Annotated in this window: 22 protein-coding genes; 16 read left to right on the forward strand and 6 right to left on the reverse strand. The window is 61.7% G+C overall.

What is annotated here, in order from left to right; translation table 11 throughout:
• Positions 1-175: 175 nt before the first annotated feature.
• From LAN64_18255 to LAN64_18265, 3 genes are all read right to left on the reverse strand, one after another.
• Complete coding sequence (locus tag LAN64_18255) at positions 176-1630, reverse strand: glycosyl hydrolase family 57 (GenBank protein ID MBZ5569775.1); 1455 nt, start codon at positions 1628-1630, stop codon at positions 176-178.
• Between the two features lie 48 nt (positions 1631-1678).
• Entirely contained in the window at positions 1679-2836 is a 1158-nt protein-coding gene (locus LAN64_18260) for a glycosyltransferase family 4 protein (GenBank protein ID MBZ5569776.1), read from the reverse strand.
• Between the two features lie 262 nt (positions 2837-3098).
• The gene (locus LAN64_18265; protein ID MBZ5569777.1) at positions 3099-4592 is read right to left on the reverse strand and encodes a multicopper oxidase domain-containing protein; all 1494 of its coding nucleotides are present in this window, start codon (positions 4590-4592) and stop codon (positions 3099-3101) included.
• Between the two features lie 541 nt (positions 4593-5133).
• On the opposite strand from LAN64_18265, the gene coxB reads away from it, so the two are divergent.
• The 10 genes from coxB to LAN64_18315 all read left to right on the forward strand — a co-directional run bounded on the left by coxB (position 5134) and on the right by LAN64_18315 (position 15542).
• Positions 5134-5937, forward strand: a complete 804-nt coding sequence (gene coxB / locus LAN64_18270; protein MBZ5569778.1) for a cytochrome c oxidase subunit II — start codon at positions 5134-5136, stop codon at positions 5935-5937.
• Positions 5938-5939: 2 nt separating this feature from the next.
• Positions 5940-7724 carry a cbb3-type cytochrome c oxidase subunit I gene (locus LAN64_18275; GenBank protein ID MBZ5569779.1) on the forward strand — a complete coding sequence of 595 codons (1785 nt, stop codon included), beginning with the start codon at positions 5940-5942 and terminating at the stop codon, positions 7722-7724.
• A 19-nt stretch (positions 7725-7743) separates the two neighbouring features.
• Positions 7744-8502, forward strand: a complete 759-nt coding sequence (locus tag LAN64_18280) for a cytochrome c oxidase subunit 3 (GenBank protein MBZ5569780.1) — start codon at positions 7744-7746, stop codon at positions 8500-8502.
• 15 nt (positions 8503-8517) lie between these two features.
• Positions 8518-9144: a cytochrome c oxidase subunit 3 gene (locus LAN64_18285; protein MBZ5569781.1), complete on the forward strand. Its 627-nt coding sequence runs from the start codon at positions 8518-8520 to the stop codon at positions 9142-9144.
• Positions 9145-9152: 8 nt separating this feature from the next.
• Positions 9153-9485: a cytochrome C oxidase subunit IV family protein gene (locus LAN64_18290; GenBank protein ID MBZ5569782.1), complete on the forward strand. Its 333-nt coding sequence runs from the start codon at positions 9153-9155 to the stop codon at positions 9483-9485.
• Positions 9485-9757, forward strand: coding sequence for a hypothetical protein (locus LAN64_18295; GenBank protein MBZ5569783.1), 273 nt, complete (start codon positions 9485-9487; stop codon positions 9755-9757). Before LAN64_18290 ends, LAN64_18295 begins: the two co-directional genes overlap by 1 nt.
• A gap of 509 nt (positions 9758-10266) precedes the next feature.
• Positions 10267-13257, forward strand: a complete 2991-nt coding sequence (gene uvrA, locus LAN64_18300; protein ID MBZ5569784.1) for an excinuclease ABC subunit UvrA — start codon at positions 10267-10269, stop codon at positions 13255-13257.
• Positions 13244-14554, forward strand: coding sequence for a tetratricopeptide repeat protein (locus LAN64_18305; GenBank protein ID MBZ5569785.1), 1311 nt, complete (start codon positions 13244-13246; stop codon positions 14552-14554). Before uvrA ends, LAN64_18305 begins: the two co-directional genes overlap by 14 nt.
• A 2-nt stretch (positions 14555-14556) precedes the next feature.
• The gene (locus LAN64_18310; protein MBZ5569786.1) at positions 14557-14982 is read left to right on the forward strand and encodes a hypothetical protein; all 426 of its coding nucleotides are present in this window, start codon (positions 14557-14559) and stop codon (positions 14980-14982) included.
• A 2-nt stretch (positions 14983-14984) separates the two neighbouring features.
• On the forward strand, positions 14985-15542 hold the full coding sequence (locus LAN64_18315; GenBank protein ID MBZ5569787.1) for a hypothetical protein: 558 nt from the start codon (positions 14985-14987) through the stop codon (positions 15540-15542).
• A 54-nt stretch (positions 15543-15596) separates the two neighbouring features.
• On the opposite strand, the gene LAN64_18320 is transcribed toward LAN64_18315, so the two are convergent.
• Positions 15597-15974, reverse strand: a complete 378-nt coding sequence (locus tag LAN64_18320) for a PilZ domain-containing protein (protein MBZ5569788.1) — start codon at positions 15972-15974, stop codon at positions 15597-15599.
• Positions 15975-16319: 345 nt separating this feature from the next.
• On the opposite strand from LAN64_18320, the gene LAN64_18325 reads away from it, so the two are divergent.
• The 5 genes from LAN64_18325 to LAN64_18345 all read left to right on the forward strand — a co-directional run bounded on the left by LAN64_18325 (position 16320) and on the right by LAN64_18345 (position 22126).
• The gene (locus LAN64_18325; GenBank protein ID MBZ5569789.1) at positions 16320-17006 is read left to right on the forward strand and encodes a M48 family peptidase; all 687 of its coding nucleotides are present in this window, start codon (positions 16320-16322) and stop codon (positions 17004-17006) included.
• Positions 17007-17350: 344 nt separating this feature from the next.
• Positions 17351-18601, forward strand: coding sequence for a Fe-S-containing protein (locus LAN64_18330; protein ID MBZ5569790.1), 1251 nt, complete (start codon positions 17351-17353; stop codon positions 18599-18601).
• Positions 18602-18605: 4 nt separating this feature from the next.
• Complete coding sequence (locus LAN64_18335) at positions 18606-19871, forward strand: ABC transporter permease (protein MBZ5569791.1); 1266 nt, start codon at positions 18606-18608, stop codon at positions 19869-19871.
• Between the two features lie 151 nt (positions 19872-20022).
• Entirely contained in the window at positions 20023-20892 is an 870-nt protein-coding gene (locus LAN64_18340) for an ABC transporter permease (GenBank protein MBZ5569792.1), read from the forward strand.
• Between the two features lies 1 nt (position 20893).
• Positions 20894-22126 (forward strand): ATP-binding cassette domain-containing protein, encoded by a 1233-nt coding sequence (locus LAN64_18345; GenBank protein ID MBZ5569793.1) that lies wholly within the window; start codon positions 20894-20896, stop codon positions 22124-22126.
• Between the two features lie 30 nt (positions 22127-22156).
• Here LAN64_18345 and LAN64_18350 read toward each other — a convergent pair whose 3' ends face one another.
• Together LAN64_18350 and LAN64_18355 are read right to left on the reverse strand one after the other, a co-directional pair.
• Positions 22157-23341, reverse strand: coding sequence for a hypothetical protein (locus LAN64_18350; protein MBZ5569794.1), 1185 nt, complete (start codon positions 23339-23341; stop codon positions 22157-22159).
• A gap of 435 nt (positions 23342-23776) precedes the next feature.
• Positions 23777-24418, reverse strand: a complete 642-nt coding sequence (locus LAN64_18355) for a hypothetical protein (GenBank protein ID MBZ5569795.1) — start codon at positions 24416-24418, stop codon at positions 23777-23779.
• Positions 24419-24541: 123 nt separating this feature from the next.
• Between LAN64_18355 and LAN64_18360 the strand changes: the two genes are divergently transcribed.
• Entirely contained in the window at positions 24542-24916 is a 375-nt protein-coding gene (locus LAN64_18360) for a hypothetical protein (protein MBZ5569796.1), read from the forward strand.
• Positions 24917-25045: the final 129 nt, after the last annotated feature.

Below are 25045 nucleotides of genomic sequence, written 5' to 3' on the forward strand. Positions count from 1 at the left end.
GAGGCCTCAAACGCCGGCCCCTTGCCCCACACCCCCATCCCCGCTGAAAAGCTCGGTGAAAAGGATGGAAGTTGTCGTAGTCTCAGCTGTGCGGAGTAAGGGGGCAGGTCAAGTGGCCAGGGCCATGCCCACGAAGCTCACCGTTTTATCTCCCGCACCCGCCGTCCCGTGCGGCTCAGAAATCGTGGGTCAAAATCTCGGTACCACGCCGGCACAATTCCCGCGCGTAGTCGGTCCAGATGCCCTGCCCCCAGTAGCGGTAGCAACTGGTTTGGGCGACCAGCAGGTGGTAAAGCGCATTGCGATAGCGCCGCTCGCGGGACGACACTTTCCCGAAGGCCTTTTCCGCGAAGAGAGCGCTGAACGACTCCATCGGTCCGATGACGTTGTCGTAGCCTCGGACCCAAGACAAGTTGTTGGTCCAGCTACCACCCTCCATATGGAAGCGATGGTCTTCCCGCTTCAGTTCCTCGATCACCGCCGCCAGCCGCTCCGGGCTATCTCCGGGGTGCAAACGTTCCCAGAGGCGCTTCTGGAAGATGGGTTGGATAGGAGCGAAATCGGCTTCGGCGATGCCCGCCGTCCGCAGGTACTCCAAGTACTCGCTCACGGTCAACGGCGGCGTTTCGCTGCCGGAAGCCTCCCGCATGACCTCCAAGAACTTGCTGGGAAACTCATTCATCATCACGCCGCCGTTTTCCCCATCGCCGATCTGGGTCACCAAGGGAGGAATCTGCTTGCCCGCGAGGGACACTCGCGCCAGTCCCCTAGCCTCGTAGTAGGGCTGCATCTGGGCCACCAGCTTGGTGTCGCTGCCCTGAGTCTTGATGATGGCGATGATGCTGGCGCTCTCGCCATGCAGGTTCTTGACCAGCAAACGGCGGGGAATGTGGCAGAAGCGTACGGCGCCGCCATCCTCGACCTGCTCCACCGAGTGTTCCTGCACCAGCACCCAAGTGTAGCCGCATTCCTTCAGGGTCTTGACGAACTCGTAGGCGACGTCAGGATGGTTGGGCAGCGCCATCTCGGGGGGAGAAAAACCTGTAACCCGGCGGAGGGCGCTCAGACCGAACAGATCGGCAAATTGGTGTTGCCATGCCTGGACGTGAAGCCGAAAATCCTGCACCGGGGTGCTGGGCGCCACGGCATGGCCCCATGCCGTACCCAGCCCTTCCACGCACTGGCGATAGCCGGGATCGCATGTGATGTGCTTCAAGGCCTCCAAGACGTCCTGCGCCCCCATCTGTCGCAGGCCCTCCAAAAGGCAACCCGAATAATCCAGCATCACCCTCGGCTGCTTCCCTTCATGGATCAGGGCAGGGATAAACTCTGCCATGCGCTTGTAGCACCAGAGAAACACCGGCGCGTTGTGATTGTCGCCCAGGTGTGGATTGTCCATCATGTAGCGCAGGTTGCTGATCAGGGTAGCGCTGCGCAGATCGTTCCCACCAGCCGGAATCAGAGGCTGATGCATGTGCAGCGCAATGGCAAACCCGCTCTTGATCCGGCCAAAGTCAATGCCGCTCTCCCCCAGAGTGCCCGGGCGCAGGCTGGCGGTGGCGGCGGCGACTTGGTCCTCTGCCCCGCAAATATTGGGCAGCCCATCCACGTAGTTTGGAAGCTCACTCACCGGTAGTTGTTTTCCTTCCTCCTGGGTCAGCAGGATGCCGAAGTGCGGTCACTGGGTGTAGACGTGGGCGATGCGGTTGGCGATGGCGTCCCAGGTGAAGGCGGCTTCTACGGCGACTCGGCCGTTGCGTCCCATCCAGCGGGCCCACTCGAAGTTGGTGAACAGGGTGCCAATGCCCCAGGCCACGGAATCAGGATTGGGATAAATCTTCAATCCGTTCACCTCATGCCAGACATACTCATTCGGGCCGCCGTTCTTGGTGACGATGACGGGCTTGCCGGCGCTCCAGCCTTCCAGCACCACGATGCCGAAGGGTTCGTTGCGGCTGGGCACGCACACCGCATCGCAGGCTTTGTAGAGCTCCGTCAATTCTGGGTTATTTCTGAAGCCCAGAAACCGTGTGGCATGCTGAACGCCCAGTTGCCACGCCCGATGCTCCAAGGGCGCCCGCATATCGCCATCTCCGGCAAAGACGAATTTCGCGCCGGGATAGTACCGCAGGATGTGTGGGACGGCTTCCAACAATAAATCCGGTCCCTTCTGATACACTGCGCGCCCGGAGAATAGCACCGTCGGATCCAAGGGTCCGATGCCATAGCGCGCTTTTACGCCGCCCGGGTCCAGCCAGCCGTCGTAGTTGTGGAGGTTTACCCCGTTGTAGATGGTGGAGATCTTCCAGTGCGGGACCTCGTACATCCACATGATTTCCTTCTTCAGGGAGTCGGAAACCGTGATCAGGCGATCGCACCAGTACGTGGCCGCACGTTCCTGGTAGCGCACCCGCTCCGAGCGGCCATTATGGAAGTGGTTGCCGCTGCGGCCGTATTCGGTGGAGTGGATGGTGAGCACGGTTTTTCTTCCCCGCGCCTGTTTGACGTAGATCATGGCATTGCCGGTCAGCCAATCGTGCGCGTGAATCACATCAAACGGACCGACGGCGTTTTCCGTGGCGCATACGTGGTGGGCGAAGGAGCGGCACATGTCGTTGATTTCTTCGACAAAGTCCGGGTCCAGCCGAAACTGACACCGGTGATAATGCACGCCGTAGATGCATTCGTAATGGGGCTGCCAGGCTCCCATGCGGGTGAAGACGTGAACTTCATGTCCTTTCCGCTGCAGCGCCGCAGCCAGCTCGGTGACGTGGGCCGCGACCCCGCCCACGGGAACGGAATGAAGCGATTCCCAAGCTAACAGTGCCACTCTCATAGCAATCCTGGAATCAAAACAGATTTCCTGCCTATCGGGCTTCCGGCCTCCGACATGTGCCGGTCAAAGGTTATAGTTTGCAGTCTTGTGGGAAATTCGATATCAGCATTGTAACTGGCAAATGGCCGAAATGGGAAGGTACCGTTGTGGAACCGATCATCACCCGGGATAAAACTCGCGAAACACTCCGGGGCAAGTGCTGGCCGTGGTGAGCGGTAGCGCGCAGGTAGTCGAGAAGTCGGAGCGCGAGGTATGGGGTTTCTTACACGTAGTCAAACAGGGTCATGAAACCAAAATCCATGTGCAGTTGCTGGTGGCAATGGAACAGGGTCAGGCCCGGATTATCAGCCACGAAATCGACGGTGGCCTCCTGGTATCCCCCCAGCATGAACACGTCTTTCAGGATTCCGGCAGTCGCCTTGCCCGCCAGACTGGTCAGCTCGAAGCTATGGCGGTGAAGATGAATTGGGTGGATGTCATCACTGGCATTGCGCATATGAATTCGATAGCGCTTCCCTTCCCTTAAGTGAAACGAGGCTGGAGCGATGTCGTAAGACATGGGGTATGCGACGCCGTTGATGGTCCAGCGATTGAAACCGTTTTCGGCCGCGTTGTCTTTGACAAAGGTCATTTCGAAAGTCTCGTCCGGCGGAGCCGCAGTCACACCAGGCTTGGCAAAGCGGGCATAGTTCCATCGGAAAGGCGGTGGCGCGATCCACAGCAGTTTGCCCGCATGTCCCGCGTACTCCACCACGATACCCATGCCGTGGCGACGGTCGTCGTTGGCAAGATCGCCCATGATCCAGATGCCTGGGTGGTTCATCTCGACCATCGCAGAGACGCGCTCAGCCGTACCTAGCCAGAGTACGGGAACGGTTGCGGGATTGGGCACCGGATTCCCGTCTAATGCGACCACGCGAAAGGAATGGCCGGGTAACGCCAGACTGCGAATCTCGGTGGCACTTCCGTTTAATACATGGAACAGGATGCGCTCGCCGCGTTTCACACGGACCGGCTCTCCGTGCCCCAGCATGCGGCCATTGATGGTGAAGGCGGCATAGCCGACCTCGTATCCGTGCGGTATGCCTTTGGCGAGTGATGCCTTCATGGCAGACTCGCCCTGCGCCTCGAGAGCCTTGACGCGAGTGGCCGGCGACAGAAAATCCATTGCCATATCTCCGCCACGGCTGAAGGTGGGTTCGAATTCCTTCAGGGTGAGAAAGACTTCGCGGTCATAATTTCCGGGCTCATGCTGGGCCTCGATGTAAACCGGACCAACTTGGCCGCTGTACTGGCCGGCAGCTAGATTTGCCCCGGCTCGATTATGGGTGTGAAAAAAGCGAAAGCCCGCGGGTCTCGGCGTGAATGCGATGCGGCGTTTGCCGTGTGCAGGAATGAACGGTGTGCCCTCTTCCGCCGCTCCGTCGACCTCGACCGGGACCGTCTGGCCGTGCCAGTGCAGTTGCTCGGGAGTGTCGGTGTCATTGTAGATATCGACGGTGACCTGCTTCCCTTCCTTGAAGCGCAGCAACGGCCCGGGGAATTGTCCGTTGTACGTGGTAGTGGAGATGAAACGGTGGGGAGCGATCTCGACGGGGCTGGCGCCAATCCTGATGGTGTAATCGGGGGCGCCTTCAGCTTGCGGCGTGGTGTTGGTTTGTGCTGAAGGGCGCGATGGGACAGCCATGGCGGGAAGCAGAGTGCTGCCGGCCAGTACACCCGTCATCTTCAGGAAATTGCGTCGGGAGAAACTCATGGCTTTCTCACTCCTTAGTCTCCGAAGCGTTCGCCGAACAGTTCGCGGATTGCGATGAATATAGCGTAGACGCCGGCGGTCCGTAGTCGGTATTCCGGAGCTTGAGGTTGGGGTGCCAGGATTGGGAGACTTCCCCACCCTGCCTCGCACCTCGCTACGCTTCGGGGGCAGGTTCGCCGGGGCGGGACGAGGTGAAGCAACCTCGACAGTTCTGCCGTTCGAAAAAGGGATCGGCCAGACTCCTCGTCCCTCGTCAAGGTTCACCCCACATCAGGCAAGGTCGGGCAGATGTGGGGCACCGTCGCGCTTTCACCTGCACACGCGGGGGCGTGAGTGCGGCACCAGGCCGAAATCGCCCGCCAGGAGCGGATTTCGGGGCGTCGCGTTTCTCAGCGGCGAGATTGGCAAAATATTTTGTGTCACTTAGGGACGTGTGCAGCATCACTTCTCGGTGTGATATAGTTCGCGATCATCCACGGAAGCGCCCATGGGGTGGGGCTTCCGGCCGGAAAGTCAACTCTCAACATGGGGGCAGTAGAGGATGGGCCTTGCGCTTTTGGTTGTGATCTGGCTCCTCACCTTTGTTTGTTCCTACTTCTTCGTAGCCAAAACCTGGTGGTGGCCGGCGGCGGCATCGCTGAGCGGGCCCGCCCTGGACTCCCAGTTCCACTACACGCTGATCGCGATGGGGATCGTATTCGTGGCCGCGCAGTTGGGACTGGGCCTGTTCGCGTGGAGGTACCGCGATCGGCCAGGGACAACGGCGGCGTACTCGCACGGCAACAATACGATGGAAGTGATGTGGACGACGCTGACCGCGATCCTGTTCTTCGGCCTGGCAATCGCCGGCGCGCACCTGTGGGCGTCAGAGCGCTTTGAGCCGGCGAAGAATGATGCGGTGAAGATCGAGGTGACGGGACTGCAATTTGCCTGGTACTTCCGCTATCCCGGCCCGGACGGCAAGTATGGCCGCACCAAGCCCGAACTGATCGACGCTTCGGCGGGCGGCGAAGCGGCAGTGGGGATCGACTCCACGGACCCGGCGTCGAAAGACGACTTTGTCACCGGCACCCTGTATCTGCCGGTGAACCGCGAAGTGGATGTGACCTTGCGGGCGCAGGACGTGATCCACAGCTTCTTCATTCCCGCGATGCGTTTCAAGCAGGACGCAGTTCCCGGGCTGGCGATCCACGTGCACTTCACGCCCGACAAGGTGGGAGATTACGAGATTGCCTGCGCCGAGCTGTGCGGGCTTGGGCACTACAAAATGCACGGCATGTTGAAGGTGGTCAGTCAGAAGGATTTTGACGCCTGGACGGCACAGCGCCTGGCGGAGAAGCAATAATCATGGACAATTCGCAAGCTCCCAAACATGATTCGGCGGTGCAGGCCGGCGGAAACGGGCATGGTGGAGTGCATGTCCATCCCGCCCCGACCAGCTTTATCCGCAAATACATCTTCAGCACCGATCACAAAGTCATCGGGCTGCAGTATTACTTTCTGGCGTTGGCGGCGGTGTTCGTGGGGATGTTCCTGTCGCTGCTGATGCGGCTGCACCTGGTGTGGCCGGCGGCGAAGGTGCTGGGCTTCGACATCAAGCCGGAAACCTACCTGGCGCTGCTGACCATGCACGGCACGATCATGGTGTTCTTCGTGCTGACGACGGCGCCGCAGGGCGGGTTCGGCAACTACTTCCTGCCCATCCAGATTGGGGCGCCCGACATGGCGTTTCCGATCCTCAACATGATGTCGTTCTGGACGACGTTTCTGGGATTTGTGGCCATCATAGCGGCGTTCCTGGTGGAAGGCGGGGCGCCCATCTCGGGATGGACCAACTACGCGCCGCTGAGCGCGATTCCCTCCGCCGGGCCGGGGCAGGCGCTAGGCGAAGACCTGTGGATCGTCAGCATAGCGCTGTTCTGCATCGCTTCCCTGCTGGGCGCGCTGAACTTCATCACGACCACGCTGGACCTGCGGGCGCGGGGCATGACGATGATGAAGCTGCCGCTGACCTGCTGGTCGTGGTTCATCACCGCCATTCTGGGGCTGCTGGCGTTCGGGGTACTGCTGGCGGCGGGCATCCTGCTGCTGCTGGACCGGAATGCGGGAACGAGCTTCTTCGTGCCGGGCGGGCTGGTGGTGAGCGGGGAGATGATCAAGCACAACGGGGGCTCGCCGCTGCTGTGGCAGCACCTGTTCTGGTTTTTTGGGCATCCCGAGGTGTACATCGCCATCCTGCCGGGGATGGGGGTGGCGTCGCAGATTCTGTCCACGTTCTCGCGCAAGCCGATCTTCGGCTACAAGGCGATGGTGTACGCCATGCTGGCGATCGGGGTGCTGGGGTTCTTCGTGTGGGGCCACCACATGTTCATGAGCGGCATGAGCCCATATTCGGCGATGGCGTTCAGCATGATGACGATCGCCATCGGGGTGCCGTCGGCGATCAAGACGTTCAACTGGCTGGGCACGTTGTGGAAGGGCAAGATCCGGCTGACGGTGCCGATGATGTTCGCCATCGGCTTCGTGTCGCTGTTTGTCTCGGGCGGTCTGAGCGGACCGTTCCTGGCGCAACCGGCGCTGGATATCCCGCTGCACGACACGTTTTTCGTGGTGGCGCACTTCCACCTGATCATGGGAGTAGCGGCGATCTTCGGCATCTTCGCCGCGACCTATTACTGGTTCCCGAAGATGTTCGGGCGGATGATGAACAACAAGCTCGGGTACCTGCATTTCTGGGCAACGTTTATCGGGGCGTACGCGATCTTCTTCCCGATGCACTACGAAGGGATTGCCGGCCGGCCGCGGCGCTACTCGCAGTTGACCGAGGTGGCGTACCTGCACCAGTTCGCAGGGTTGGAGATGTTCATCACCATCGCCGCGTTCGTCACCATCGCGGCGCAGTTCCTGTTTCTGATCAACCTGTTCTGGAGCATGTTCAGGGGGCCGAAGGCGGAACAGAACCCGTGGGAAGCCACGACCCTGGAGTGGACGATTCCCTCGCCGCCACCGCACGACAACTTCGGTGGGCGCATCCCGGTGGTGAACAACGGACCGTACGAGTACAACGTGCCCGGCGCGCCGCGCGATTACATCATGCAGACCGATCCGGCGCACGGCAGCAGCGCGCATTGAAGTTGGAGTTATGGGAAGTTTGCCGACACTCAAGGTTCGCGAGAAGCCGGCCGGGGTAAGGGTCGGAGGCGGGGGACGCCCGCCGGTCATCCACTTTCCGCGTCATGGCGGAAACGGAGGCGGGGGCGGCGGCCGCGACAATGGCTATCCTGATTTTGGGGAACGCCTGCGCCGCTATCGGCTGGGGCTGATGGTGGGACTGGCGGCGGTGGTGATGCTGTTCGTCTCCTTCACCAGCGCCTTCATCGTGCGCCAGGGCCTGGGTACCTATGACTCGGTGAGGAATGCGTACGTCACCGACTGGAAGCCGCTGCAACTGCCGATGGGACTGCTGATCCTGAATACCTGCATCTTGCTGGTGAGCAGCTTCACCATCGAGAAGGCACGGCGGGCGGCGTTTGCGGAGGCGGCGATTGCGCCGATCACCGAGATGCCTGGGATCGCGAAGGACGAAAAGCGGGGCGTGCCGTGGCTGCCGATCACTTTGGTGCTTGGGCTCGGTTTCCTGGCGGGACAGTGGATGGCGTGGCAGGAGCTGGGGCGGCGCGGGTTTTACGTGGCCAGCGGTCCCAGCAGCTCATTTTTTTACGTGCTGACCGGCACGCATGCCCTCCACCTGTTCGGCGGCGTGCTGGCGCTGCTGTACGCGCTGACGGCGGTGTTCGGTTCGCGGCCGCTGGAGAGACGGCGGATCGTGGTGGACGTGACGGCGTGGTACTGGCACTTCATGGCGATGCTATGGCTGTACATATTCGCGCTGCTGAAATTTGCGGCGTAACCTGAGGATTGAGACATGGCCGATGTGGCAGTGGAGCAGCAACTAGGGCACGCGGAGTTTGAGCCGTCGCTGTTCCAAACCTATTCCAACAAGATCGGGATGTGGCTGTTCATCCTCTCGGACTCGCTGACGTTCGGAGCGCTGCTGTTCGCCTACAGCTATGGGCGGATTTCGAATCCCACGTGGCCCACGCCGTTCCACAGCGGCAGCATCATCAATGCGACGGTGATGACGGCATTCCTGCTGACCAGTTCGCTGACCATGGTGCTGGCGGTGTCGGCCTCGAGCCTGGGAAAGCGGAAGGCGGCGATCGGCTGGCTGCTGGCGACCATGTTCTGCGGGATCATGTTCGTGGTGCTGCACGTGCGCGAGTGGATCGGGCTGATCGACGAGGGCATGACGCCGAGCAAGAATCCGTGGGGCGCGCCGCAGTTTGGGGGAACGTTCTTCACGCTTACGGGGCTGCATATGCTGCACGTCACCATCGGCGTGGTGGTGCTGGGCGTAATGGTGGTGCGCAGCATGGGGAAGAAGTTTTCATCGAACGACATCGAGACCAGCGGGCTGTACTGGCACTTCGTCGACCTAGTGTGGATGTTCATTTTTCCGCTGGTATACCTGATGTCGACGCGGATCGGGTAGGAGAAGGCATGAGCAGCGACGCACTGACCGGAAATCGAGTAGCACTGGAACACCGGGCGCACAGCCATACGCCGTTTTACGTGGTGTGGGGCGCGCTGCTGGCGATCACCGCCATCGAGGTCGCGCTGGCGTACGAGAGACTGCAGCCGGTGCGGATGTTGTCCATCCTGCTGGCGCTTTCGATTGTCAAGGCAGCGCTCATCATTTCCTGGTTCATGCACATGAAGTACGAACTCACCCGGATGCGCCGGCTGATGATGATCTCGCTGTGCGTGTGCCTGGCGCTGATGTGCGTGTTCTTCGCCGACGCGTTTCGCATTATCAATCTGGGAGTGAAGTGATGAGGCCGCGCATTTACAGCCTGGTGCTGCTGCTGGCGCTGAGCGCCGCGCCGGCGTTGGGGCAGGGATGCGTGATGTGCTATACCTCGGCCAAAGGGGCGAGCAAGAACAGCCAGGCTGCGATCACGCGGGGCGTGCTCACGCTGCTGCTGCCCCCCATTGGACTGATGCTGGGCCTAATTGGATTTGCTTTCCACTACAACCGCAATGGTCACGAGGGAGAGGTCGGGGCCACGGCGCCGCCGGCCGCGCGCAAACGCTGGGGCGAATGAGCAAAGAGGAATTCTTCTACAGGGTGGAGATCCAAATCCGGAAACCGTGGGCAGAGGTGGGCCACGCAGAAGTCACTCGCCGCTGAAACGGTTAATCTTCGGGAAGTCCGGGCCAACGCACAGGGCGAGCACGATCCCCGCCAGAGGAAGCCACGCTGCAAGTACGAACGCCCAATCCAAGTCTGCCACGGTTTCGCTCCGATGAGTGCCTACTAATAAGACAGCCGGGCGCGGCAAGCGGATGCGCCTATATTTGAGATGCTGGGATGAGGCGTGCACGATGCATGGCGCCGCTCGCCCCACGCGCTACAGATCGTAAGACGATGTAATGCGAATCGCCAGTAACTGCGGGAGCAATGGCATTTTGGTGGGGGCAGCCGGGCCGAGCGTCTGGCGAGTTTGTGAAGCGGAGAAGTGAGGCTTTATAATCGATAGATTGCGCAGCATTCCCGAAGCCTCTTGCAGGCCCGGCAGATGGCTTGGGACGGTCCTGGCTGCGGCGGTCCCCGATGTCAAGCGAAAGCATAGTTGTCCGCGGCGCTCGCGCACATAACCTGAAGAACATCGACTTTGAGATTCCACACAATTGTCTGACGGTGGTGACGGGCGTGTCGGGGTCGGGGAAGTCGTCTCTCGCCTTTGACACCATCTATGCGGAGGGCCAGCGGCGCTACGTCGAGTCACTCTCCGCCTACGCGCGGCAATTCCTGGAGCGGATCGAGAAGCCGGACGCCGACGTGATCGAGGGGATCGCGCCGGCGGTGGCGATCCGGCAGAAAAATACGACCCGCAACCCGCGCTCCACGGTCGCAACGGCGACGGAAATCTACGATTACCTGCGCCTGTTATTCGCGCGCGTCGGCCGCACCTACTGCATGCAGTGCGGCGCCGAGGTCAAGAAAGACACGGTGGACGAGGTCGCCGAGCGGGTGCTGGCGCTGGGCGAAGGCACGCGCCTGAATGTGCTCTTCCCTTTGCAGCCGCCGACAGGGAGGATCATCCCGCCGGAGGCGGAAGCACGCGGGCGCAAGAAGCAACTTGCGGCAGCGCAAAAACTGGACGAGTCGGACCTGCTGAAGGCGACGCTGTTCGAGTTGCGCAAGAAGGGCTTCAACCGGCTGTACCAGGGCGGGCAGGTGTTTGAGTTCTCCACGCCGGAGTCGCTGCTGGAGGTGAATTTCTCGGAGCCGGTTTTCATTCTGATGGATCGCATCGTGGTGGCGCCGGACCAGCGCGCGCGCATCGTGGACGCGGTCGAGACTTGCTACCGCGAAACCGGCGAGACTGTGTTCGAGACTGCCCCGCGCGAAGGCGAACCGGCGCCGCGGCTGCGGTTCGCGCAGCGGTTCGAATGCAAGCGCTGCGGCATCCGCTACGAGGAACCGGAGCCGCGTCTGTTCTCGTTCAACAACCCGTACGGCGCCTGCCCGCGCTGCCAGGGGTTTGGAAACACCATAGATTTCGATCTCGACCTGGTGATCCCGAACAAGGGCAAGTCGCTGGGCGAGGGCGCCATCGAGCCGTGGACCAAGCCCAAGTACCGCCCATTGTTTAACGAGCTGAAGCGCTACGCCAAGGCCGCCGGAATTCCTATCGACGTGCCATGGAGAGAGCTTTCGCCGGAGCACCAGAAGGCGATCATCGAGGGCGACGGCAAGTTCTGGGGCGCGCGCGGGTTCTTCGCCCACCTGGAGCGCAAGAAATACAAGCTGCACGTGCGCGTGTTCCTGAGCCGCTACCGCGGGTATTCCGTGTGCTCGACCTGCGGCGGCGCGCGGCTGAGGCCGGAAGCGCGGCACGTCAAAGTCGAAGGCAAGGACATCTGCCAGGTCTGCGCGATGACGGTAGAGCAGTCGGCGCAGTTCTTCTCGGGGCTGAAACTGAGCCCGCAGCAAGCGGCGATCGCGGAAAAGATTCTGGAAGAAATCCGCGAGCGCCTGCGCTTCATGAACGATGTCGGGCTGGAATATCTGACGCTGGACCGGCTGTCATCGACGCTATCCGGCGGGGAGGCGCAGCGCATCCAGTTGGCGACGTCGCTGGGCTCGCGCCTGGTGGGGACGCTGTACGTCCTGGACGAGCCCTCCATCGGCCTGCACAATCGCGACACCACGCGGCTGATCAAAATCCTGCACGACCTGCGCGACCTGGGCAACACGATCCTGGTGGTGGAGCACGATGCGGAGATCATGCGCGCGGCCGACCGCATCCTGGACCTGGGACCGGGCGCGGGGGAGAACGGGGGGCGCGTGGTCGCCAGCGGCACCTACGAGGAAATCCGCCGCACGCCGGCATCGCTCACCGGCCGGTATCTGGGGCAGGAACTCCGCATTCAGATCCCGCCGCAGCGGCGCAAGCCCGGGCCGCAAAGGCTGGAAGTGCAGGGCGCGAGCATGCACAACCTGAAAAAAATCGACGTCAGCATCCCGCTCGGCATGGTGGTAGCAGTCACCGGCGTATCCGGGTCGGGAAAATCCACGCTGGTGCACGATGTTCTCTATCAGGCGCTGGTAGCGGCGCTGAAGCAAGGGAACGGCAGCGTGCCGCCGGCGGTGAACGGTTGCGCGTCGCTGCGCGGTACGCAGTATGTGGATGACGTGATCCTGGTGGATCAGTCGCCCATCGGGCGCACGCCGCGCTCGAACCCGGTCACCTATATCAAGGCGTTCGACGGCATCCGCGAGTTGATGGCGTCGCTGCCCGAGTCGCAGAAACGGGGCTTCAGCGCCGGGCACTTCTCGTTCAATATCCCCGGCGGGCGCTGCGAAACCTGCCAGGGCGACGGCACGGTGACGGTGGAAATGCAGTTCCTCGCCGATGTGGAGCTGATTTGCGAGGAATGCAAGGGCGCGCGCTTCAAGTCCGAGGTGCTGGAGGTGCGCTACCGCGGCAAGAACATCCACGAAATCCTGAACCTCACGGTGCGCGAGGCGCTGCAATTTTTCCGCGAAGTCTCGAAGATCACCGAGAAGCTGCGGGTTCTAGATGAAGTGGGCCTTGGATATCTGCGGCTGGGACAGTCGGCGACCACGCTGTCCGGCGGCGAAGCACAGCGCATCAAGCTGGCGGCGCACCTGCAGCCGCGGGCCCGCGATTTCGCGCAGCAACAGGACAAGGAAGAGCGCCGGCGCCGTCCGCGCGTGCTCTACATCCTCGACGAGCCGACTACCGGGCTGCATTTCGACGATGTGAGCAAGCTCCTAGCCGCCTTCCGCCGCCTGATCGATGCGGGCGCGTCGATCGTGGTGATCGAGCACAACCTCGATGTCATCAAGGTGGCGGACTGGGTGATTGACCTGGGCCCGGAGGGCGGTGAGCGCGGCGGGCAGGTGGTGGCGGCCGGTCCTCCGGAGGCGATCGCGGACAATGCGAAGTCCTACACCGGCCAGTGGCTGGAGCGCATCTTACCGGTCAACGGAAACTGCCGATCGCAAGCGCCTGCCCGCGAGCCGGCGGTAACGGTTCGCCGGCGCAGCACGGGAACGAATGGCGGGAAATAGAAACAAGCTCATCCTGCCGCTCTGCTTAGCCTGCGCGATGGCCGTCTCGGCGCAGGAATCCAAGCCCACGGTGCGGCATCACCGCGTGCCGGTCGAAGACGCAGTTGCGGCCGCCATCGCGCGCGCCGAAGCGGCGATGGACAAAAAGGACTACGCCGCCGCGGAACAGGCGCTGAACGAGGCGGTCAAGCGGGGCCCCAACAATTACCGCGCGTGGTTCGACCTGGGATTCGTTTACACCGCGCTGCATCGCGACGCCGACGCCGTGGCGGCGTATCGCAAGTCCGTCGCTGCCGATGCCAAGGTGTTTGAATCGAATCTGAACCTCGGCCTGATGCTGGCGCGCGCCAGCGATGCCGAGGCCGCGAAATACCTGCGCGCCGCTACCGAACTGAAACCGACCGCAAAGCCAGAAGAGGGACTGTACCGCGCTTGGGTGTCGCTGGGACAGGTGCTGGAAGACAAAGATCCGGGCGAGGCGCTCAGCGCATTCCGCAGAGCCGCGGAGTTGAAGCCGAATCGTGCCGAGGCTCACTTGTTCGCCGCCTCCGCCGCGGAGAAAGCCGTCGACCTCGCCACCGCCGAGCAGGAGTACAAGGCTGCCGCCGCAAGCGATCCCAAGTCCGCCGACGCCATCGCCGGGCTGGCCTACATCTACGAGAAGACCAAACGGCTGCCCGAGGCCGAGGACGCGCTGCGCAAGTATCTTGCTTTGGACCCGCAGAGCGCCAAGGCGCATCTGCAGCTTGGGCACGTGCTGACCGCCGAGGGCAAGGCAGAAGACGCGCAGGCGGAGTTGGAAAAGGCGCTGCAACTCTCGCCCGGCGATGCGCAGACGGAGCGCGAACTTGCCATGCTGTACGCGTCCAACCGGGAGTTCGCCAAAGCGGAGCAACATTTTCGCGCCGCGCTGCAGCAGCAGCCCAACGACGCCGAGTTGCACCACCGCCTGGGCACGGCATTGCTGGAGCAGCAGAAGTACGAGGACGCACAGAAGGAATTGCTGGCGGCGGTGAATTTGAAGCCGGATTTCGGCATCGCGTATGGCGATTTGGCGTTTGCCGCCTCAGCGAACAAAGATTACCCTCTGACGATCAAGGCGCTGGACGCGCGCGCACGACTGCTGCAGGAGATTCCGTTTACGCTGTTCCTGCGCGCCACCGCCTACGACCACATGGGAGAACGCAAGCTGGCGGCGGCCAGCTATCACCAGTTTCTGGCGGCGGCCAACGGAAAATTCCCCGACCAGGAGTGGCAGGCGCGCCATCGGTTGATCGCCATCGAACCAAAGAAGTAGCGATGAAAAAGCTGCCGATTATCGTGGTCGTACTGCTCTCGGCCGCTGTCCTGGCCGGCACGCAGGAATCCGTAGACTCGCTCAAGGCGCGGGCCGACAAGGCGCACCCCAAGCAACAGGCCGAGCTGTGCACGAAGATCGCCGAGCGCCAGCTGGATGCGTTCGATAAGGCCTATAACGGCGGCACGGTGAAGGAGGCGCAGGAGGCGCTAGGCGATGTCGTTACATACGGCGTGCAGGCGGCGAAAGTCTCGAGCGAAAGCGGCAAGCGGATGAAGCAGACGGAAATCGCCCTGCGCAAGATCTCAGGACGGCTGGAGGCGATCCGGAAAACGCTCGATGTAGACGACCGCCCGCCCGTCGCAGGGGCCATCCAGAAGTTGGAAGCAGCGCGCAACGAGCTGCTCAACCGGATGTTCAGGAAGTGACGATGCGAACACGAAACACAATTCTCGGGTTGGCGTTGGTGCTGCTGGCAGCAACGCCGCCGCTGGCGCAGCTTGGCGGCCGCGAGCCACTCAACGAAAAGGAAATCGATGAGCTGCGCGAGGTCGCGCAGGAGCCGGACAAACGCCTCAAGCTGATGGTGCAGTTCGCGCGCGCCCGGCTGGCGAGCATCGACGAGGTTCGCGGCGATCCGCGTCTGGCGGCCGAGCGCGGCGCCCGGGTCCACGATCTGCTGGAGGACTTTACCCGTCTGGTGGACGAGATCGGCGACAATATTGACGATTACGTGGACCGCAAGTACGACCTGCGCAAGGGGCTGAAGTTTGTTATCGATGGCGATACGGAATTCCAGCTCAAGCTGGGCACGCTGAAAGAACAGAGTACCGGGGCCAGTGCCAAGGCGGGCAGCGAGATCGGCGACTACTCGTTCGTCCTGTTGAACGCGACCGAGGCGGTAAACTCCAGCCTGGACGACGCGCGCAAGCTGCTCACGGAGCAGGAGGCCGCCTTTAGGGAGGAAAAGAAGAAGAAGAAAAAGTAGAACGCAACCTCACGCGGGCGGACTTGGAACCCAGGCAATACGAGGAAGCTCCGGCTAGCCGGGTGGGGACGGGGTTTCTAAGATCGGTTGGTTGGGTTGGCGAACGACTTCACACCGCTCCAGGGATACCGCGACTCCGGTGACGGCGCCTGCAGTGGCTGGCTCCACGCGAACCACACGGCCTGTACATAGAATCCGTACCTGGGGCGACTCCAGTGCAATCTCGACGTCGGATGCCAATGCTGGAACCCAGGCAGAGTAGAGGAAAATACCGGCCCAACTACAATCCCGTATGAACGCGGGATTGGGCTGAATTTCGTTGGGGACTTTGAGCGAAGCGGACATACCCACATAAAAGCGGCGCGCGCAGCGCTGATCCGTTCCCCCAACCATGAGCGTGCGGCGATAGCTTGCTCCCGCATCTTCTGTCATTCATTAGTCCCCCGTGTGGATAAGAAGCAAGCCAAATGCCACCGACAATTCATTGTTTTGCAATGGCTTATGAATTCCTTGCGAAAGTAACGGTGTAAGTTTTACTTAACACCCCGCCCTGGAGCCAAAGGTAATTCCTTTTTCCCCGGATCCAATAGCGCGAAATTTCACGATCATCCTGATGTGGGATGGTCGTGGTGCGGCCCAGATCGGGAAAACCATCGCGATGCATATCGCCAGTATGGGCATTGATCTGGGCAAGACGACGTTTCTCAGCAAGCTGGTTTTTACGGATTGCGACGGCGCCGGCATTTGTGAGATAGCTTCTTAATCTACGTGATCGGAATGCATCCGAGGCTCTTATCCGTTTTGCAGCGCGCCTACCGCGATTTGCGGCCGCGTGCGCCCATGCCGGAGTTCCGCGCCGAGTTCTTCCCCTTCGCCAACATCAACAACACCATTCGCGTGCGCGGCGGCCAGGTGAAGGTGCGGGTTTCCGATCTTCTGGAGGGCGCACCCGAGGACGTACTGTACGCCATTGCGCACATCCTGATCGCCAAGCTGTACCGCAAGCCGATTGATACCGCGCTGGCGCGCCGCTATCGGCAGCACTGCGGGCGGCGCGACCTGAATGCCAAGGCGCACCTGGTGCGGCAACTGCGCGGGAGAAAGCGAATCGACGGCGCCCGCGGCCGCGTGTACGACTTGGAGGCGATTTTTGACGAACTCAACACGCGCTACTTTTACGGCCTGCTGGCGCGGCCGCAGATGACCTGGAGCCGCGAACCTGCGCGCCACGCGCTCGGGCACTACGATCCGGCGCACAATGCGATCGTGGTCAGCCGCGCCTTCGACCGCCCGCAGGCGCCACGCTACGCGGTGGAATACATCGTTTACCACGAGATGCTGCACCTGAAGCACCCGGTGCGGCTGCGCGGCGGCCGGCGCTGCGTGCATTCGCCGCAGTTCCAGGCGGAAGAAAAACTGTTTCCCCGGCTGGAGGAAGCCAAGCGGTTTCTGAAAACTCTGTAAGCGAAATCCGGCCTGCGCCGCGAGCCGCATCGTTCTCCGCCACAGAGGGCGCAGAGGATTGGGAAGCTCCGAGTCCTTCGTGGCTCGCCGATCCTGCAAAATCCGAGACTGCGGCATGGAGTCGGAACGCGCGCCGACGTAACGCGCCGGGGGGGTCATGCACCGTGGCAGCGGCGTGGAGCGGGCCGCACCGGCCGGAACGCCGCTGGGGGCGCGATTTTCCCCGGTGACCGGCGTCACAAGCAAGCGTGACGGTTCGCGTTGACCCGGCGCGCGGGGGAGACTATGATTTTCACAGTTGAAAATGAATTTCAATTTCATATTCACCGGGACGGCGCGTTGCCATGCTTGAAGCTCTGGTCGTCACCTTGCGCGAGGGGGTCGAGGCCGCGCTCATCGTCGGCATCACCCTCGCCTATATCGCCAAGATCGGTCGTCCCGACCTGCGCAAGGCCGTGTACGCCGCCCTCGGCGCAGCCGCCGTGGGGAGCATCGCGGCCGCGATCGTACTCTCGCGCCTGAACCTGAACCAGGACATTTTCGAAGGCTGGGTGATGCTGGTGGCGGCGGTGTTCGTTGTCACCATGATCATTTTCATGATGCGCACCGGGCGCAAGCTGAAGGGCGAGATCGAGGGCAAAGTCAGCGAACTGGCGGCCAGGAGCTCGCGCCTCGGGCTGTTCGCCTTCGTTTTCCTGATGGTGCTGCGCGAGGGGGTGGAGACGGTGCTGATTTTGTCCGCCGTCAACCTCAACAGCACCGAGCTGATGAGCTTTCTGGGAACGCTGCTGGGGGTCGCGCTGGCGGTGCTATTCGGGGTGACGTTCGTCAAGGGAAGTGTGCGGGTCAACCTGCAGAAATTTTTCCGCATTACGACTGTCATTCTGATCTTCGTCGCCTTCCAGCTCACAATTTCGGGGCTACATGAGCTGTCGGAAAACGGCGTGCTTCCCTCCAGCAAGCGCGAGATGGCGCTGATCGGGCCGATCGTGCGCAACGACCTGTTCTTCTTTATTACGATCCTGGCACTGGCCGGGATGATGGTGCTGTTCGAATACCGGCGGCGGCAGGGGGCGGTCCCGGCGACCGGATCCCCCGCCGAGCGGCGCAAGGTGGAGTGGACCGCCAGGCGCGAGCGCCGCTGGGCGGCAGCGGTCTATGCCAGTTCGTTCCTGTTCATCATGCTGATCACGGCGCAATTCATCTACGCCAAGAGCGCCAGCGCGCTGTCGCCCGCCACCGAAGTCAGCATCACGCAGGGGGCGGCGCGGATCCCGCTGGCGCAGGTCAACGATGGCGAGCTGCATCGCTACGTCGCGCAGGTGAACGGCAGCGAAGTTCGCTTCTGGCTGATGCGCAAGCCCGACGGCACGATCGGAACCGTGCTCGATGCCTGCGAGATCTGCGGGCCGGCGGGCTTTTACAAGAGCGGCAACACGATTATCTGCAAGAACTGTGCCGCTCCCATCAACCCGCAATCGGTGGGCCAAGCGGGCGGCTGCAATCCCATCCCGCTGAAGGCCACCACAACCAGCGACACGGTGATCATCGCCGAGGCGGACCTGGCCGCCAGCGCCAAGTATTTCCAGCACTGACGCCATGTTTGTTCGCATGCTTTATCAATCGTTCTGCCGCCAGCGACGGCGCAAGCTGCTGGCCGGGGCCGCCATCACCCTCGGCGTCTCGGTGGCGACGGCAATGATTGCGGTGGCCACCGATATCGGCGACAAGATCAATCGCGAACTGCGTACCTACGGCGCCAACCTGGTGGTCACCCCCGACGAAGACACGCTCGATGTGGAGATCGGCGGCGTCAATCTTAAACCTGCCAGCGATAGCGCCTACCTGGCAGAATCGGACCTGCTGAAGATCAAAGGCATGTTCTGGCGGCATAACATCGTGGGGTTCGCGCCCATGCTGAACGTGCCGGTAGCGGTTCAGGCCGGCTCGGCCACACACAAAATCGAACTGCTGGGCACGTATTTCGCCAAGCCGCTTGCGTTCGGCGACCAAACCTTTACCACCGGCGTGCGCACCACGCATCCCTGGTGGAAGGTGAGCGGAGCGTGGCCGAATGACGACTCCTCCGATGTCCTGCTGGGCGAGCGCCTAGCGCAGCAGCTTGGGCGCAGGGTGGGGGATGAGATTCAGGTGGACGGGAGCAGTCTCCGGGTGGTGGGGATTCTGTCTTCCGACGGCGCGGAGGATCAAAAGATCGTCGCTCCCCTGGCGCTGGCGCAACAAGTCCTCGGCAAACCGGGCGCGGTGAAGCGGGTGCTGGTCAGCGCCATGACCAAGCCGGAAGACGCGCTCGCCCGTCGCGACCCCAAGACCATGTCGCCGGAGATGTATGACCGCTGGTACTGCTCACCGTATGCCAATTCCATCGCGCACGACTTGCAGCAGACGATTCCGCACTCGCGGGCGGAGCAGATCCGGCAGGTGGCGCAGAACGAGGGCATGGTGCTGGAGCGCATCAAGGGCCTGATGCTGCTGGTGACGCTGGCCGCCCTGCTGGCATCGGCGCTGGCGGTTTCAGCGGCGATGGCGACGGCAATTTTCGAGCGCCGCACCGAGGTCGGACTGATGAAAGCCCTGGGCGCGGGCAACGCAGCGGTCGCAACGCTATTCTTCGCCGAGGCCGCGCTACTGGCGTTGCTGGGAGGCGTTGCCGGATACGGCTTCGGAAACCTGATGGCGCAGCAGATCGGGCGCTGGGTCTTCAACTCGCGGATTGCGATTCAACCTGTGCTCTTCCCTGTCGTAATCGCGCTGGCGGTCGTTGTGACCTTTGCCGGAAGCGCGGTCTCCATCCGCAAGGCGATGCAGTTCGAGCCGGTGATGGTGCTGCGAGGTGACGCATGACGCAGCAGCGCAGCGGCAGCCGCAACGCCATGTTCTTCCGCATGCTGATGCGCGCGACCATGGTGAAGCCCGGGCGTGTGATCTCCGCTCTGGTCGCCGTGGTCGCGGCGGCCACGGTCACGACCGCGATGATGAACCTGTACGTACCCGCGTGGAAGGCGCACTCGGCAATCGCGGCCTCGCCGTGCCGTTTGCCTATGCCGTGGCGCGTACCGACCAAGGCGCGCCGGTGGTGGTCGCCGGCACCGACATGGAGCGGGTGCGCAAGCTGGACGCGTGGTGGTCGGTAACGGCATGGCCGAGCGCAGCGAACTCCGCACTTATCGGCACGCGCGCCGCCTCCGTGGTCTCGCCGGATAACCAGCCGTTCACGCTCAGGTTCGAAGGACGCAAACTGGAGCTGACTCCGGCGGGCACGCTGCGCACCGGCGCCGCCGAAGACAGCCGCGTCTACCTTGGCTTGAAAGAGTTCACCGCGTGGACGGGCGTGCAGGCGTCGTCCATTGAGATCGGCGCCAGCGGAACGCCGGACGAAATCAACGGCATCATCAGCCAGCTTGCGCAGGCGCTGCCCGCGGCCGAGGTGAAGCCGGTGCGGCAGATAGTGGAAGGCGAAGCCCGCGTGCTGGGCAAGACGCGCGCCGCGCTGCTGGCCGCCGTCGCCATGATCATCCTCACCGCCGCACTCTGCGTGCTGGCGACGCTGACGGCGTGGGTGCTGGACCGCCGTCGCGATTTCGCGATCATGAAAGCCCTGGGCGCTTCCGAGCGAGTGGTCAACGGCTTTTTCGCCGCCGAAGCGGCGGCGCTGGGCGCGGTGGGAGCGGTGATAGGATTCGCCATCGGCATCGGGGTGGCGGCGTGGATCGGGCGAGTGAACTTTCATGCCGCCGTGGTGCCGCGCTTCGGGGTGTTCCCTGTCGTGTTTGCGGGGAGCGTGGCGGTGGCATTGATTTCCGCGGTGCTGCCCATCGGCCTGCTGCGGCGGGTGCAGCCGGCAACGATTCTCAGGGGAGAGTGAAATGATCCGGCTCGTCGAGGTTTCGAGGGAGTATCCAGCCAAAGCCGACGCCAACGGGGGCGTCATCAAGGCGCTGGACAGCGTGTCGTTGTCGGTGGCGCCCGGCGAGTGGCTGGCCATGATGGGCCCCTCGGGCTCAGGGAAATCCACGCTGGTGAACCTCATCGGCTGCCTCGACCGGCCAACGGCAGGCGAAATCCGGCTCGACGGCCAGGATGTTGCCTACCTCTCCAACGCCGAGTTAAATCGCGTGCGCGCCGAAAAGATCGGCTTCGTGTTCCAGCAGTTCCACCTGATTCCTTATCTGACCGCGCTGGAGAACATCATGCTGGCGCAGTATTTTCACAGCATGACCGACGAGAGCGAAGCCCTGCAGGCGTTGGAACGAGTGGGGCTGCGCGACCGCGCGCAACATCTTCCCGCGCACCTTTCCGGCGGCGAGCAGCAGCGGGTGTGCATCGCGCGCGCGCTGATCAACGATCCCAAGATCGTGCTGGCCGACGAGCCGACCGGCAACCTCGACGCGCTCAACGAAGAGATTGTCATGCGCCTGCTGCGCGAGCTGCACCAGCAGGGCCGGACCATCGTCATGGTGACGCACGATCCGGTGGTGGCGCGCATGGCGGATCGGCGCGTCGAACTGCATCACGGGCACATCGCGGCGAGCGAGACCTTCGCCCTGCGCGACGAAGAGCAGATTGACGAAATCCTGGAAGAAATCTGGGTCCTGCAGGAGCACGGAGAAGGGGCGGAGTTGGGGCGCATGGAAGTGCATGGCCCTGGAACGCTGCCGCCGTCGCTGGCGATCGAGCGCATGACCGAGCTGGGCCTGGTGACGGCCAGGCCGCATCCGCCGGAACCGCACGGGCACAAGCACATCGTCAACCCGTGCCACGACGCCATGATCTACACTGGCGAAATCCCGCCCGACGGCAGCATGGTGATCGAGTTCACCGAGCGCGGACGCAAGCGCGCGGCCGATGTCATCCGGCGGCACCGGCTGGCGGAACGGCTCTTCACCGAGAGCCTGGGAATGGTCAACGAAACCGAGATCGAGGAGCAGGCGTGCAAGTTCGAGCACATCCTGTCGCCCGAGGCGACGGAAAGAATCTGCGCCTTCCTGGGCCATCCAAAAACCTGCCCGCACGGCGCAACGATTCCGCCAGGCGAGTGCTGCTCGCGACCTGCGGCGGAGAACATGCAGCGGCTGTTCGCGCACGGGCGGCGGAAGTAGAGAGCTTTTAGCTTTTGGCTCTTAGCTCCTCTAACCTTTCTTCCCAGTACCCGGTTCAGCCGACACGTCAGACGTTGAGGATAGGTTTCTTTGTCCCGGCCTCAGTCGTTGGCGAAGTGCGTTCAGTTCGTTGAGTTCGTTCTGTTGGATCTGTTTCATCACGCTGGAGGAACGGTAACTTCGGTCCCGATCTCCGAGGTAAAGCTCATCCAAGCGATCGATGGCATTCAGCGCGCAGCTTTTGAGAGTCGCGTTGAGTCTAGAAAGCGGGGTGTCGCTGAGGACCCTCTGCACTTCCCTCACCAGGCCACCCAGGCTTTCTACCTGCATGCTAGCGAAGACCAGATTGCGATGGTAGCAACCGAGGGAAGGCTTATGCGGTTTGTTCTGGGCAAACAGACCTGGCAACCAGACGGCGCGTCCACGCCGATGGGCGAGTAACATGCTGCCGGGAGCGTCGGATCCCTTAACCGGCACCTGAACCTCGACGATCGGCCGCAGCGTAGCTGTTTCTGGAGCAGGGGACCATTCCGTAACAGCTTGAAACGCCCTATGCACACCCGGGTCAAAGGGAATCATCGGTACAGCTTTTACGACAGTGAAGATGCTGAAAACATCCCTCGCCTCGCTAGGCGCTATCCCGATGCCAAAAGCATCGGACATGCATTCGAACGCATCGTCGACGATCTGCTCCAGGTTGCGGGGGGACTGCATTCCGCCTCGCACGACCAAGAACTTCTCCTCGCCGTCTTTAATGCCATAGGCCAACCTGACTGTTTCGTCGAGCGTGAGTGACCCGACAACGCGAAAGGTGACTGCCAACGCCAGACCGTAGGGGTAACAGAATCCCTCCAGCGTGACGTGCCCGTGTTGCCAAGCTTTGACCGCGAAAGGAAACGTGGTCCGCAAGGGCACGAGATGTTCCCAGGCCTGCCTGCCACTCATCGAATCGAGCGCTGGTCCAGCGAGATAGTACTTCCAGAAGAACTGCTTCTTGTACTTCTGCCATGGGGCCTCGAAGCCTAATTTGCTTTTCCCTTCGAGTATGTCCTCGAATGACTGCCGGTAGAGGTTGCTTTTCCTCAACAGGGTGAACGGCGCCGCCACACGCGAGGAATTGCTGAAAATGCCCAAGATTGTCTTGACCCAGAGAAAGGTCAGGCGGAAGTCGAGGATAGTGGGGATCGGTCCGACGCTACTGGCTGCTGTTGACATGGGCGTTACGCCTTCATATGATTTAAACGACTAAGTGGGCGGTTTTTGCCCGCGCGGTCACTGCCCGCAGATTGCGGGCTGTGACCGCGCGGGCAACAATGCGGCGCTGCGGCAAAGTTGCGCCGGAGCGTGGCACGCGTTAGGCCTACGTGATCGCTCGAGGAAGCCCACGAGGCCTCCTCACACACAAGTCGACGACCGAAAGGGTTGGTGTCCTTCACCGGTGCCAGTCCAAAGTAGGTTGGGTGATCCGTCAGGCGGAGCGATCCGCCGGACAACCAGACCCGAAAAAACCGACGGTGCTGCGAAGTACCGTTGGGGTTTGGAACTGCGAAAGCAGTGATCGCACCAGGGGCCGCGCAGATACACGCGTCCACGTGACTGACTCCCTCGCAGGAGCCGGTGACTAGACCGTAATCAGGCTCGCGGCCCTTCTTACGTTTCTTGCGCAATGGTGTCTCGCCCTGCCTCGATAAGTCGCTCCCTCGGTTGGATCTTGGGACCTTCGATGGGCCTAGTGTTCCAGCTTGCATGCTTTGGGGCCTTTTTCAAGAGCGTTGCCAGCACGCTCGGTTTACCGTCGGAGCGCATTTCCGTTCGAATCTGCTCAGCCAGATCGTCGTCCAGCCCGGACAAGCCGATCTTGATTGAGGGACTTACCCAGATTGAATTGGCGCCTTCTCGAGGTTTCTTGATCCGAAATACACATTCGCCACTTGCGTCGTCCTTGATTGTGTAACGGTCGAGTTCCAAGCCTTCGCATTGCCAACCCAGCTTCCTGAGAACAACAACCGGCCCATCTTTCTCGTTGGGGGTGCGCTGTAGCTCGATCCAATGGAGCGCGAGGTACACCAGCACGCCGGCGATCACGGAAGCCAGCCAGACAAACATGACGTCAGCCAAGCCGTAGCGGATGAAGTACCACCAGCCAAATACCACGCGGAAGGTCACTGCCATCAATCCGGACAGAGTGATCGACATCAGCCAGAAATAGGCGCTCGTCGGGCTGATCACCTCTCCGAGCCGCTCCTTTTCCGTCGAAGACCAGGAAGGCGCTATTTTCCAGAGCAGGCCCACGGTTAGCATCAAGAGGCAGCCCGGGAGCAGCAACTGCCCTTTGTGGTGGAAACCGTAGCCCACGACCTGGGTGCTTTGGTACGGAGGGCATGGCAAAGTGAGTCTCCTAACCGGGAGAAACTGTTGGAGCGATTCCTTCATTATGACCAGCAAAGCAGTCCGGTCCTGCCCGGTGTAAAAAAAGCCCATGCCTTACTGGCCAGCTATTTCTTGTACTCCGGCCAGAAAGAAGCCGCGGACCTCATCGGCCGGAGCTTTCGAGGGCTCGACCCGGCTTTCGTTCAAACGCTGCAGGAAGACTTGCTCCAGGTCACCCGCCAGAAATACTGGGAAGTCAGCGAACGCCGGATGAATATCGAGTTCGTTCCTTCACCCCAGCGGGAAAGACTGCGGGAGTTTTTCGACGGTCTCTTAAAGGGCCAAGGAGGAGGAAAAGATCTATCAAAGATAAAAGATGCCCTACTTACCATCGAGAAGTCAATTGTTGGAGAACGATAATAGATGGACTGGATTGCACTTGAAGAAAAATGGAGACATAGATGGGAGACTGAGAAACATTTTGAGACTGACCCTAATAACAAAAAAAAATTCTTAATAATTTTAACAAAAGAAACAATGGTAAGAAAG

The organism is Terriglobia bacterium (assembly GCA_020073185.1).
Classification (GTDB): domain Bacteria; phylum Acidobacteriota; class Terriglobia; order Terriglobales; family Acidobacteriaceae; genus JAIQGF01.